The sequence below is a fragment of the Paenibacillus macerans genome, from assembly GCF_900454495.1.
Taxonomy (GTDB): Bacteria; Bacillota; Bacilli; order Paenibacillales; family Paenibacillaceae; genus Fontibacillus; species Fontibacillus macerans.
The window spans coordinates 430,203-442,697 of record NZ_UGSI01000001.1; the positions used below are offsets into that span (position 1 = coordinate 430,203).

At 56.1% G+C, this 12,495-nt stretch carries 15 protein-coding genes; all 15 read left to right on the top strand.

The features are described from left to right. The first annotated feature begins 72 nt into the window (after positions 1-72). The 15 genes from DYE26_RS01915 to ahrC all read left to right on the top strand — a co-directional run bounded on the left by DYE26_RS01915 (position 73) and on the right by ahrC (position 12,459). Positions 73-918: a SpoIIIAH-like family protein gene (locus tag DYE26_RS01915; protein WP_036621747.1), complete on the top strand. Its 846-nt coding sequence runs from the start codon at positions 73-75 to the stop codon at positions 916-918. A gap of 168 nt (positions 919-1,086) precedes the next feature. Further along, entirely contained in the window at positions 1,087-1,572 is a 486-nt protein-coding gene (gene accB / locus DYE26_RS01920; protein ID WP_036621750.1) for an acetyl-CoA carboxylase biotin carboxyl carrier protein, read from the top strand. Between the two features lie 56 nt (positions 1,573-1,628). Next, on the top strand, positions 1,629-2,972 hold the full coding sequence (accC, locus tag DYE26_RS01925) for an acetyl-CoA carboxylase biotin carboxylase subunit (protein WP_036621753.1): 1,344 nt from the start codon (positions 1,629-1,631) through the stop codon (positions 2,970-2,972). A 115-nt stretch (positions 2,973-3,087) separates the two neighbouring features. Continuing rightward, positions 3,088-3,495: an Asp23/Gls24 family envelope stress response protein gene (locus DYE26_RS01930; RefSeq protein WP_036621756.1), complete on the top strand. Its 408-nt coding sequence runs from the start codon at positions 3,088-3,090 to the stop codon at positions 3,493-3,495. A 68-nt stretch (positions 3,496-3,563) separates the two neighbouring features. Continuing rightward, positions 3,564-4,103 (top strand): alkaline shock response membrane anchor protein AmaP, encoded by a 540-nt coding sequence (gene amaP, locus DYE26_RS01935; protein WP_036621759.1) that lies wholly within the window; start codon positions 3,564-3,566, stop codon positions 4,101-4,103. A 14-nt stretch (positions 4,104-4,117) separates the two neighbouring features. Next, complete coding sequence (locus DYE26_RS01940) at positions 4,118-4,351, top strand: DUF2273 domain-containing protein (protein WP_036621763.1); 234 nt, start codon at positions 4,118-4,120, stop codon at positions 4,349-4,351. A gap of 165 nt (positions 4,352-4,516) precedes the next feature. Then, a complete protein-coding gene (nusB, locus tag DYE26_RS01945) occupies positions 4,517-4,966 on the top strand; it encodes a transcription antitermination factor NusB (RefSeq protein WP_036621766.1) in 450 nt (149 codons plus the stop codon). Positions 4,967-4,995: 29 nt separating this feature from the next. Next, a complete protein-coding gene (gene folD / locus DYE26_RS01950) occupies positions 4,996-5,853 on the top strand; it encodes a bifunctional methylenetetrahydrofolate dehydrogenase/methenyltetrahydrofolate cyclohydrolase FolD (protein WP_036621769.1) in 858 nt (285 codons plus the stop codon). Positions 5,854-5,868: 15 nt separating this feature from the next. Then, positions 5,869-7,245, top strand: coding sequence for an exodeoxyribonuclease VII large subunit (xseA, locus tag DYE26_RS01955; RefSeq protein ID WP_036621771.1), 1,377 nt, complete (start codon positions 5,869-5,871; stop codon positions 7,243-7,245). Between the two features lie 7 nt (positions 7,246-7,252). Further along, positions 7,253-7,504, top strand: a complete 252-nt coding sequence (gene xseB, locus DYE26_RS01960) for an exodeoxyribonuclease VII small subunit (protein WP_036627940.1) — start codon at positions 7,253-7,255, stop codon at positions 7,502-7,504. A 45-nt stretch (positions 7,505-7,549) separates the two neighbouring features. After that, the gene (locus DYE26_RS01965) at positions 7,550-8,425 is read left to right on the top strand and encodes a polyprenyl synthetase family protein (protein WP_036627941.1); all 876 of its coding nucleotides are present in this window, start codon (positions 7,550-7,552) and stop codon (positions 8,423-8,425) included. A 111-nt stretch (positions 8,426-8,536) separates the two neighbouring features. Beyond that, positions 8,537-10,453 carry a 1-deoxy-D-xylulose-5-phosphate synthase gene (gene dxs, locus DYE26_RS01970; protein WP_170180067.1) on the top strand — a complete coding sequence of 639 codons (1,917 nt, stop codon included), beginning with the start codon at positions 8,537-8,539 and terminating at the stop codon, positions 10,451-10,453. A gap of 27 nt (positions 10,454-10,480) precedes the next feature. Next, the gene (locus DYE26_RS01975; RefSeq protein WP_036621775.1) at positions 10,481-11,347 is read left to right on the top strand and encodes a TlyA family RNA methyltransferase; all 867 of its coding nucleotides are present in this window, start codon (positions 10,481-10,483) and stop codon (positions 11,345-11,347) included. 155 nt (positions 11,348-11,502) lie between these two features. Beyond that, entirely contained in the window at positions 11,503-11,988 is a 486-nt protein-coding gene (locus DYE26_RS01980) for a hypothetical protein (protein ID WP_172531689.1), read from the top strand. Positions 11,989-12,006: 18 nt separating this feature from the next. Further along, the gene (ahrC, locus tag DYE26_RS01985) at positions 12,007-12,459 is read left to right on the top strand and encodes a transcriptional regulator AhrC/ArgR (RefSeq protein ID WP_036621779.1); all 453 of its coding nucleotides are present in this window, start codon (positions 12,007-12,009) and stop codon (positions 12,457-12,459) included. Positions 12,460-12,495 lie beyond the last annotated feature (36 nt).

Sequence of the window (12,495 nt, forward strand, 5' to 3'; positions counted from 1 at the left end):
CTGCCGAAGCAAGTTTTGTTCGAAGCTTATTCAGGAAGCAACGCTCACAAAACTTTTAGGAGGAATCTTTTTATGAAATCCAAAAGACAAACGATTTGGCTTGTATCGATGCTCAGTTTGATGGTTGTTTTATCGGCTTATTATCTGTTTACGGAAGAAGGGCCGGCGCCTGCGGCGAAAACCGACGGCCAGCAGGTCAGCATGGACGGCGGAACGGCTCAAAACGGCGGCCTGGAGGGGTCCGGCTTGTCCGCCCAAGATGAAGTGATCCTTTCCGAAGTCGCCAGCGACGGCGAAGCCGGCAGCGCTGCCGTTACCGACGACGAAGCCGCCGCGAAGACGGATGATTCCCAGACTGCAAAAGAAGAAGCCGCAACCGAAGAAAGCGGCGCGGCCGGCGGCGCGGCGGACGCGTCCTCCCAAAATGGCGGAAAAGAAGCGGCCAAAGAGGGGAATAGCGCGGCCGAAGGGGACAAAACGGCAGAACCTTCCGCAGGCGCAGGGGGACCGCAGCAAACCAAAACCGACGAAGATGTGTTGAAACAAATGGAGGCGCAAGGCATCGCTTCCTCCGATTCGCTGACGGCCTATCAGTTTGAGCGGACGCAGGAAAACCTGAAAAAGCAGGAAGAGCTGATGCAGGCGATCAACGATGAAAAAAAATCGCTGGAAGAGTCCGCCATGGCGCAGCAAGAGTTAAGCGCTTTGGAGGAAAAAGAAGAGAAAATTTACGATATCGAGGAAAGACTGCGCCAGCAATATGCCAACGCCGTCGTGGCCGAAGATGGCAACAAATACAAAGTCGTGGTCGTCAGCGAAAAAATGGAGGCCAAAGAGGCCGTAAGCATTATGGACCTGGTGATGAAGGAGCTTGACGTGTCCCAGGATAAAGTAAGCGTGCAATACGTCACGCAGTAAAGCACGGCCGTATGTTGGGATGGAGAATATGCAAAGGTTAGGAGGAGTCCGGGGAAGCTTGGACTCTTTCCATTTTGATCGATTGTGATATAATACATAAAGCTATGAACTGATGGTCCAAGCAATAGGCTAAGGCTTTCCCGACAAAGTGAAGGAGAGAGTGAAGACATGTTTAATTTGAACGAAATTAAAGAATTGATTGAATTGGTAGACAAAACGTCCATTCAGGAAGTGGAAATTGAAAACGAAGGCGCGCGCCTTTGCATTCGCAAGCCGGGAAAAAGCGAAATCGTCCAAGTGCAGCCGCAGCTGGCAGCTGCCGCTCCGCAAAACGTTCCGGCGGCCTTGGCGGTCGCTCCGGCCGTGAACGAACCGGCGGCTCAGCCTGCGAAACCGGCCGAAAACGCAGCTAACCTGCATACCATTGCTTCGCCGATGGTGGGAACCTTTTATCGTTCATCCTCCCCGGATGCTCAGCCTTACGTCAACATCGGGGACAAGGTTGGCGAAAAAACCACGGTCTGCATTATCGAAGCGATGAAGCTGATGAACGAGCTGGAGGCCGAGGTCAAGGGCGAAATTATCGATATTCTTGTGGAAAACGGCCAATTGGTAGAGTACGGACAACCTCTCTTTTTGGTGAAGCCGGAGTAAGTCGGGGGCCAGCCGCCCCTGATTTTTAGTGAGAGGGCAAGGAGGATGGATGACAGATGAAATTTCATAAAATATTGATCGCGAACCGCGGCGAAATCGCGGTGAGAATCATTCGGGCATGCCGCGAGCTGGGGATATCCACGGTCGCGGTTTATTCTGAAGCCGATAAGGATTCGCTGCACGTGCGGCTTGCCGACGAAGCTTACTGCATCGGCCCGACGCTGTCCAAGGACAGCTACCTGAACCTGACCAATCTGATGAGCGTGGCGACGCTCACCGAATGCGACGCCGTGCATCCGGGCTATGGCTTTTTGGCCGAAAATGCCGATTTCGCGGAGATTTGCGGGTCCTGCAACATCACGTTTATCGGCCCGTCTCCGGAAGCGATCACCCGCATGGGGGATAAAGCGGTGGCCAAACAAACGATGAAGGATGCGAACGTTCCGGTTATCCCCGGTTCCGACGGCCTGATCGAGGATTTGGACGAAGCGGTCATGATCGCCCGCGATATCGGCTATCCGGTGATCATCAAAGCGACCGCCGGCGGCGGCGGCAAAGGCATCCGCATCGCCGAGGACGAAGAATCGCTGATCAAGCAAATCACCACGGCCCAGCAGGAAGCCCAAAAGGCTTTCGGCAACGCCGGGGTGTACCTTGAAAAATATTTGACCGGCATGAAGCACGTGGAGATCCAGATCATGGCCGACAAACACGGGAACGCCGTTTACCTCGGCGAACGCGACTGCTCCGTGCAGCGCCGCCGGCAAAAGCTGGTGGAGGAAGCGCCGTGCCCGGTGCTGACTCCGGACAAACGCCGCGAAATGGGCGCGGCCGCCGTGCGCGCGGCCTTGGCCGTCAATTATTCCGGCGCGGGAACGCTGGAGTTTTTGCTGGGCCCGGACGGCCGGTTTTACTTCATGGAAATGAATACGCGGATTCAGGTCGAGCATCCGGTCACGGAGATGGTCACCGGCATCGATCTCATTCGCGAGATGATTTCGGTGGCCGAAGGGAACCCGCTTTCCTTCACGCAGGACGATGTGCAGCTGAACGGCTGGTCGATCGAGTGCCGGATCAACGCCGAGGACCCGTCGCGCAATTTCATGCCTTCGCCGGGCAAAATCGGCTTTTACCTGGCCCCGGGCGGCCCCGGCGTTCGCGTGGACAGCGCCGCATACCCCGGATATACGATCTCCCCGCATTACGATTCGATGATCGCCAAGCTGATCGTTTGGGGGACGACAAGGGAAGAAGCGATTGCGAAGATGAAGCGGGCCTTGTCCGAATTCGCCATTGAAGGCATTCATACCACGATCCCTTTTCACCAGAAGCTGTTGAATCATCCGACCTTCGTCAAAGGCGATTTCGATATTAAATTTTTGGAAGAAAACGAGATTTAAGACGCTTGCCGGAAGTTTGTCATAATGAATCCAAAATGATATAGTATGTATAATAAGTGCGCAGTATCAAGGATTTGAGCAGCGTCATACTTATTGAGAGGTGGATGAATAGAAAATGAGTACATTGCCTACGGAATTCGAACGCACGGATATCGGGGAAATCCAGATCGCTCCGGAAGTGATCGAAGTGATCGCCGGTTTGGCCACCGTCGAGGTGAAAGGCGTGGCCGGCATGAGCGGCGGTTTCGCCGGCGGCATCGCCGAACTGCTGGGGAGAAAAAATCTTTCCAAGGGCGTTAAAGTCGAAGTCGGACAACGTGAAGCGGCCGTAGACGTATCCGTCATCATCGAGTACGGCAACCGTTTGCCTGAAGTCGCCTCGGAAATTCAACGCAACGTCAAGCGTTCCATCGAAACGATGACCGGCCTGAACGTAGTGGAAGTGAACGTGCATATCCATGACGTCATTTTTAAGGCGGCTGAAAAAGCCGAAGAAGCCGAACCGACTCATCGCGTAAAATAGTGAACTCTTAGGTGAAAGCCCCCGACCAATCAGGGTCAGGGGTTTCTTTTAAGGAGGCTGTACCCGTCGTGGCCAAAATTTTAGACAGACTTTTGCTGTTTATTTACAGCTTGAGCATCGGAATTTTATCCGTCATCGCGATCCTCCTGTTGACGGACGCCGTGCCGCCCGATTTCTATGCGGCCCAGGAAAGAAACCTGTACATAGCGGCTTGGGTGGTGGCCGTCGTGTTGTTTTTGCTGAGCATCCGCTTTTTTTACATTTCGGTAAAAAGAGAGCGCGGCTCCCTGCCGTCCATCAATCAACGTACGGAATACGGAGATATTCAAATTTCCGTGGATACGATCGAAAACTTGTCGTACAAAGCGGCTACCCGCGTGCGCGGCATCAAAGAGGTCAAGACGCGAATCCGGATTACGGAAGCGGGCTTGGAAATCGTGGTAAGAGCCCTTGTGGATGGAGAAACCTCGATTCCCGCCCTAACGGAGGAAGTGCAAAAACAGGTTCACGATCATGTGGAGGAAATTACGGGGATTCCCGTATCCTATGTTTCGGTTTACATCGCCAACCTGGTTCATTCGCCTGCCGTCAAAAGCCGGGTTGAATAGGGGTGAGTAGCGGGGTGTTCTGGAAGCAATTGTGGGAGAGTCACAGGGGACGCTTGCTGGGCGTGGCCGCGGCGGTGTTTCTATGCCCGATTTATCTGTTTTTCGGATTTTGGAATATGCTGTTTTGCGCGCTGCTTCTGTTTATCGGGTATACGATCGGCAAGCAAAAGGATTTGGATCAAGGCCCGCTGTTGCCCTGGGGCGAGATCTGGGAATGGTTGTCTTCGCGCTGGCGTCCTTTCAAATGATTCCTGTGATAAGCTTTCTCCGGAAAAAGACGATGTTGCCATTTTGTGGAGAAAGCTTGTTGCGGGTTTTTTTTGTGCGCAGAGAAGGTTTTGGCGAAAAAGTGATGATCGGCACGTTTTTGGTCCATGCTGAAAAGTAGGATCGTGATTATAAGGAGGAAGCAGATGAAACGGCGATTGGCGAGAGAAATTGCAATTCAAAGTTTGTATCATATGGAAATGAACGAAGTGGAAGCGGAAGAAGCGGTTTCGATGCTGCTTTCCGAAGCCGCGGGCGATAACGAGGGCGAAGTCAAATTGTCCGATGCCGAAGGAGACAAGGCGTTTGTCCTTGAGCTAGTCAACGGGACCTGGAGCCGAAAAGACGCGATTGACGGACTGCTGTCCGACTATTTGAAGGGCTGGCAGATCAGCCGGCTGTCGAAAGTCGACCGCCAAGTGCTGCGGCTGGCGGCGTACGAAATGATATTCCGCGACGACGTTCCGGGCAAAGTGGCCGTCAACGAGGCGATCGAGCTCGCCAAGCATTTCGGCACCGAGGAATCGGGCAAATTCGTAAACGGCGTGCTCGGCAAAATGATTCAGGACGTGGATCAGCTTAAAAGCAAAATCTAAACCATTATACCGGCAGAGGAGAGATGACAATGTCAGCACCGATTATTAACGGAAAACAAGTTTCGCAGGATATCCGCGCGAGCCTTCGCGAAGAAGTGGAAGAGCTTAAGAAGCAAGGGCTTACTCCCGGTCTTGCCGTCGTTCTCGTCGGCGAAGATCCGGCGTCCCAGGTTTACGTGCGCAACAAGGAAAAAGCCTGCCATGACCTGGGCTATTATTCCGAAGTTCACCGTTTGCCGGCTTCCGCCTCGCAGGAGGAGCTGCTGGCGCTGGTGGACAAGCTGAACCGCCAAAACAACATCCACGGGATATTGGTGCAGCTTCCGCTGCCGAAGCATATCGACGAGAAGGCCGTTATCGACGCGATTGCCGTGGACAAGGACGTCGACGGGTTCCATCCCGTCAATGTCGGCAACCTGGTGATCGGAGATGACAGCCTGCTCCCTTGTACGCCTGCGGGAGTCATCGAATTAATCAAGCGCGCGGGCGTAGAAATCGCGGGCAAGCATGCGGTAGTGATCGGGCGCAGCAATATCGTCGGCAAACCGGTGTCCCTGCTGCTGCAGCGGGAGAACGCGACGGTCACGATGTGCCATTCGCGGACGGCGAATATGAAGGAATTGACCAAGCAGGCGGACATTTTGGTCGTGGCGATCGGCCGGGCCAATTTCGTGGACGCTTCCTATGTGAAGCCGGGCGCGGTCGTGATCGACGTCGGCATGAACCGGCTCGATAACGGGAAGCTGGCCGGAGACGTCGATTTCGACAGCGTCAAGGAAGTTTCCGGTCCGATTACGCCGGTGCCCGGCGGCGTCGGCCCGATGACGATTACGATGCTGATGCAAAACACGCTGATCGCCGCCAAACGTTTGCAAGGATTGGCGTAAAGGGGCCGGTCTGTCGTGGAGCAGCGGATATTAACGATCAAGGAATTGAACCGCTATATCAAAATGAAGCTGGATTCGGACCGCCTGCTTTCGGAGGTGTGGATTCGCGGGGAGATTTCCAATTTTACGCACCATTCCAGCGGCCATATGTATTTTACGCTGAAGGATGAAAGCAGCCGGGTCAAATGCATCATGTTCGCCTCGTACAACCAGCGTCTGCCGTTCAGGCCGAAGGAAGGGGCGAAAGTGATCGCCCGGGGCAATGTGACGGTGTATGAGCGGGACGGGCAGTACCAATTTTATGCGACCCAGATGCAGCCGGACGGGATCGGCAGTCTGTATCTCGCCTTCGAACAGCTGAAACAGAAGCTGGAGGCGGAAGGACTGTTCGCGCCGGAGCGCAAGCGGCCGCTGCCGCGCTTTCCGCGCACGATCGGCGTCGTGACGTCGCCGACCGGCGCGGCGGTGCGGGATATCCTGACGACGCTGCAGCGCCGTTATCCGCAAGCGGCCGTGATCCTGTACCCGGTATTGGTGCAGGGCAAAGGCGCGGCGCCGTCTATCGTCAAGGCGATCCGGGCGCTGAACGCCATGGGCGAAGCCGACGTGCTGATCGTCGGCCGCGGCGGCGGCTCGCTCGAGGAGCTGTGGGCGTTTAACGAGGAGCAGGTCGCGCGGGCGATCTATGAATCGGCGGTGCCCGTCATCTCGGCCGTCGGCCACGAGACGGACTTCACCATCGCCGATTTCGCCGCCGACCTGCGCGCCGCCACGCCCACCGCCGCCGCCGAGCTCGCCGTGCCGCATACGGCCGAGCTGCGCGCGCTGCTGCGCCAGCGCGAGCAGGTGCTGCAGCAAGGCTTGCAGCACCGCCTGCAGCAGGCGCGCGAACGGCTGCGCCGGCTGCAGCGCTCGCCGGCGCTTCTGCAGCCGCGGCGCAGCCTGCTCCAGCACGCGGAGCGGCTGGACCGGCTGTCCATGCGGCTGGCGAGCCGCATGGAGACGCGCCTTACGCTAAGCGGCGCGTCCCACGACCGCCTGCATCAGCGGCTGCTGCGATACCACCCGCAGGAGGCGCTGCGGTTCGTCAAGCGGCGGCGGCAAGAGGCCGACCGGCTGCTGCGGCAGGCGATGCTTGGCGCGCTTAAGGAGAAATCCCGGCTGCTTCAGGCGGGCATCCGCCAGCTTGACGCGCTGAGCCCGCTCAAAGTCATGGGCCGGGGCTACAGCCTCGTCTACGATGAGCGGGGGGAAAAGCTGATCAAAACGTTGGCGGATGTTGAGCCCGGCGATATAGTAAAGGTGAAAATAACGGACGGGGAACTCGATTGTGAGGTAAGGAGCATGATGCGGGAAGGAGCTGGACAAGATGAAGGAACGGGAAGCGCTTGACTTGGGGATGGCGGAGCAACCGGAAAAGAACTTTGAAGAAGCGATGAACGAGCTGGAGAATATCGTTTCGGAGCTGGAGCGCGGCGATGTGCCGCTGGAAAAAGCGATCGATCTGTTCCAGCAGGGCATGCGGCTTTCCCAGCTGTGCAGCCAAAAGCTGGCCCAGGTGGAACGCAAGATCGAAATGATCGTTGAAGAGGATGGAGAAATAGGGAAAAAGCCTTTTCAGCCGCCTTCAGGCGACAGCGAAGATTTCTAAGGAGAGCGGTGAATAGCTTTGCAAAATTCGGCGATTGAACAATATATGGCGGAGGTCTCGGAACTGGTGGCCTCCCGCCTGCAATCCGCGATCCCCGCGGAATGGACCGTGCCGGAGACGCTGGGCAGTTCGATGAAATATTCACTTATGGCAGGGGGCAAGCGGCTGCGGCCGCTGCTCGTCGTGGCTGCGGCGGAGGCGCTGGGAGGAAGCCGGGACGCTGCGCTGCCCGTCGCCTGCGCCGTGGAAATGGTGCATACGTATTCGCTGATCCATGACGATTTGCCGGCCCTGGACAACGACGACTATCGGCGCGGGAAGCTGACCAATCATAAAGTGTTCGGGGAAGCGATGGCGATTTTGGCCGGGGACGGTCTGCTCACCCACGCTTTTTACAGCATTGCGCAGGCGGGACGGGGGTACGGGGTGCCCGCGGAGCAGGTGCTCGCGATTGTGGAGGATCTGGCGCGTTATGCCGGCCCTTCCGGCATGGTCGGCGGGCAGGTGGCCGATATGGAAGGGGAGCAGGGCTTAACCGAACTGGAGCAGCTGCAGTATATCCACGAGCATAAAACCGCGGATCTGATCGTTTTTTCCGTCAAGGCCGGCGGAAGAATCGCCGCGGCGGCGGAAGAACAGCTGAAAGCGCTTGAACAATACGGCCGCTGCCTCGGACTTGCTTTTCAGATTCAGGACGATATTCTGGATCTCGTCGGCGACGAGCGCAAGCTCGGCAAAAAAACGCAAAGCGACGTCAAGCAGCAGAAAGTGACCTTTCCTTATTTTCTGGGCCTCGAAGCTTCCCGCGCCGAGGTGGAAAAGCTCACGGCCGCGGCCAAAGCCGCGATCGGAAGCGGAATCGTGCCTCATCCGGAGCGTTTGTTGGATATAGCCGATGTCCTGGTGCGAAGGGACCACTAAGTTTATTTTTTACCGTTAGACGGGGCTTGATCGATTTCGACAACATCGTGACATATGGTATAATGAACGTTATTAACATCCAGAGGGAAATCCATTTTAGGAAAGCGGGGAATGGCTGTGCTGCTTTCACAAATTCATGAGCCTGCCGATCTGAAAAACCTGTCCGTGGACCAATTGACTTCGCTTGCGGCGGAAATCCGCCGGTTTTTGATCGAAAAGCTGTCGGCGACAGGCGGGCATCTGGCTCCCAATCTGGGCGTGGTGGAATTGACGATCGCCCTGCACTACTGCTACAACAGTCCCGAAGACAAATTTATTTTTGACGTCGGCCATCAGGCCTATGTACATAAAATATTGACGGGGCGGATGGACCGGTTTGACACGCTGCGCAAGTACAAAGGGTTATGCGGGTTTGTCAAGCGGAGCGAAAGCGAGCATGACGTGTGGGAAGCGGGCCATAGCAGCACTTCGCTCTCGGCGGCCATGGGCATGGCTTTGGCGCGCGATTTGAAAGGCGAATCGCACCGGGTCGTCGCCGTCATCGGCGACGGTGCGCTGACCGGGGGCATGGCGTTTGAAGCGCTCAATCATATCGGTCACGAGAAAAAAGATCTCATGGTGATCCTGAACGACAACGAGATGTCGATTGCGCCCAACGTGGGAGCGATGCATAACTATTTGACCAAACTCCGCTCCGACCGCAATTATCTGCGGGCCAAAGACGAGGTGGAGCAGTTGCTCAGGAGGATCCCGGCGATTGGCGGCAAGCTGGCCAGAACCGTGGAGCGGATGAAGGACAGCTTGAAATACATGATGGTTTCCGGCGTTTTGTTCGAGGAGCTTGGTTTTAAATATCTCGGCCCGGTGGACGGTCATGATTTGCCGGGATTGATCGAATCGTTTAAGCAAGCTAACAATGTAAGCGGCCCTGTATTGGTTCACGTGTTGACAACCAAAGGTAAAGGGTATACGCCGGCGGAAATGGATTCGCACAAATGGCACGGCGTCAGCACGCCGTACAAAATCGAATCGGGCCAGCTGCTCAAGGCGGTCGGCAATCCGACATATACGGAAGTGTTCGGACAAACGCTGATCGAGCTGGCCGAACAGGATGAGCGCATTGTCGCGGTCACGCCGGCGATGCCCGGCGGCTCGGGGCTGGTGAAATTCGCCGAGCGCTTCCCGGACCGGATGATTGACGTAGGCATCGCCGAGCAGCACGCGGCGACGATGTGCGCGGCGTTGGCGATGGAGGGCATGAAGCCGGTTTTCGCCGTGTACTCTACCTTCATGCAGCGCGCTTACGACCAGATCGTACACGATATTTGCCGGCATAACGCCAACGTAATGTTCGCCATCGACCGGGCGGGATTTGTCGGGGCGGACGGGGAAACGCACCAGGGAGTTTTCGATATCGCCTTTTTGCGGCATATTCCGAACATGGTGCTGATGATGCCGAAGGATGAAAACGAACTGCGCCATATGATGAAAACCGCGCTGGAATACAACGACGGTCCGATCGGCTACCGTTATCCGCGGATTAACGTTCCCGGCGTTCCGCTGGACGAGGAGCTCGCCTTGATTCCGATCGGCAGCTGGGAAATGGTCCGCGAAGGGGAAGGACCGGCGATCATCGCGGTCGGCCCGATGGTGCAGGTGGCCGAAGAAGCCGCCGACATGATGAAGCGGGAAGGCGTGACGGCCTCCGTCGTCAACGCCCGGTTTTTAAAGCCGCTCGACGAAAGCATGCTGCTGAAGCTGGCGCATGGCAGCGGCGAGCTGATCGTGCTTGAGGAAGCGTCCCAGGCGGGCAGCTTGGGCAGCGCCGTTCTGGAGTTTTACGCCGAGCGCGGCATCACCGGGCTGGACATCCGCCTGATGGGAGTGCCGGACCGGTTCATCGAACACGGCAGCATTAAAGAACAGCTGGAGGAAGTCGGTTTGACGGCGGAGGGCGTTATTATGGAATTGAAAAAATTCCGTTCCGATCAGCCGTATTCCCTCGCCAAGAAGGTTAAGCCGGTTTAAGTAAATGTGAGATAGACGGGAGATTTTATGTCGGTTTCCAAGGAACGCATAGACGTCCTGCTCGTGGAGCAGGGATTTTTCGACAGCAGGGAAAAAGCGAAGGCGGCCATTATGGCCGGGCTCGTGTTCGGCGGGCAGGAGCGGATCGAAAAGGCCGGCACGAAAATACCGCGCGATACGGAGCTTACGGTGAAGGGCGCGATCCATCCTTATGTCAGCCGCGGCGGGCTTAAGCTGGAGAAGGCGCTGAAGCGGTTCGGGATCGATTTGACGGGCCGGACGATGCTGGATATCGGGTCGTCCACCGGCGGGTTTACCGATTGTGCCCTGCAGCACGGGGCCGGCTACGTGTACGCCATCGATGTCGGATACAACCAGCTTGACTGGTCGCTCCGCAACGATGAGCGGGTTAACGTAAAGGAGCGGACGAACTTCCGCTATATGACGCCGGAGGATTTGGACGGGCCGAAGCCGGATTTTGCCAGCATCGACGTCTCGTTCATTTCGCTGAAAATCATTTTGCCCCCGCTCCTGGCTTTATTGGAAAGGCCTGCGGATATCGCGGCGCTGATCAAGCCGCAATTTGAAGCGGGGCGCGAAAAAGTCGGGAAATCCGGGGTCGTGCGGGATCCCAAGGTGCATCTGGATGTGCTGGAAACGGTGCTTTCCTTTGCCGAGGAGCTGGGGTATTGCGTGCGTGGATTGACCTTTTCACCAATCACCGGCGGGGAAGGAAATATCGAATTTTTGGCCCATCTTCGCCTTGAGACGAACGGCGGCTCAGCCGATCTGGACGGCAGCGGAGAAGCCGGACGGCGACAACGGATACGGGAAACGGCCGAGCGCGTCGTCATGGAAGCGTCCGAAACCTTTAGCGGAGGCCCATCGCAATGATGGGTCTTTTTTCTGTTGCAAACTATTGCCAAACGAACATTTGTTCCCTATAATAAAAGAAGATGAAGCTAGTCCCATATGACGATAAATTGTTGATTATTCCTGACAGGAGCTTGGGCGCAAGCGTCGAAATAGATTGTTTGAGGTGATTTGGAGTGGGGGCATTCTCTGACGGTCTATTGATGGTGCTTATCGCCGCGTTTGCGGTGTATCTGCTTTATCGCGGATTTCGCTCCTGGGTCCGCAAGCCGTTATCCTTAAGAACCAGCATCGGTTTTGCTTTGAACGAGGAAATCTTGGATCATCCGGCGGTCGACCTTCTGGAACAAGCCGGATATACGGTCGTCAGCGACAAGCTGAAGGTGCCGCTCGCCTTTCGGGTGAATCGGGATATTTTGCACAGCCGCTTGTTCATTGACTATATCGCGATCAAAGACGGGGAATTCTATCTGGTAAGGACGGCAAGGGACCGCATCGCGATCGAGTGGACGGGCAGCGGTGTGCGGAAAGAGCTTTTGCCTTACCTGCTCTTATATCCGGAATGCGCCGGCGTTCTTTATGTGGACGCGGAGCAGGGCGACATCCGGGAAATCTCCTTGACGACGGATGAAGACGAAGATGAAGACGAAGCAGCCTTGTAGGGCTTATGGAGGGCATTTATGAAAGGACAACGACATATTAAAATTCGCGAGATCATCGCAGCGAAGGAAATCGAAACCCAGGACGAGCTGGTGGAGGCTTTGCGTGAGGCCGGTTACCAGGTGACGCAGGCGACCGTATCCCGCGATATTAAAGAATTAATGCTGATCAAGGTGCCGACCGATGACGGCAGGTACAAATACTCGATGCCGACCGCGCAGCGTTACAATCCCGTGCAGAAATTGCAGCGGGCCTTGATCGACAGCTTCGTACATATCGATCACACGGGCAATTTGGTCGTGATGAAATGCCTGCCGGGGACGGCGAACTCGGTGGCTGTTCTGATCGACAACATGGAATGGCCCGACCTGCTTGGGACGATTTGCGGGGACGATACGATTTTGCTGATCTGCCGCAGCGAGGAGTACGGTTTATATGTGATTGAGCAGATTATGAGCTATATTTCCGGGTGAATTCCTGAAAATCTCTGATTTAAAGAGGGGAGTGGC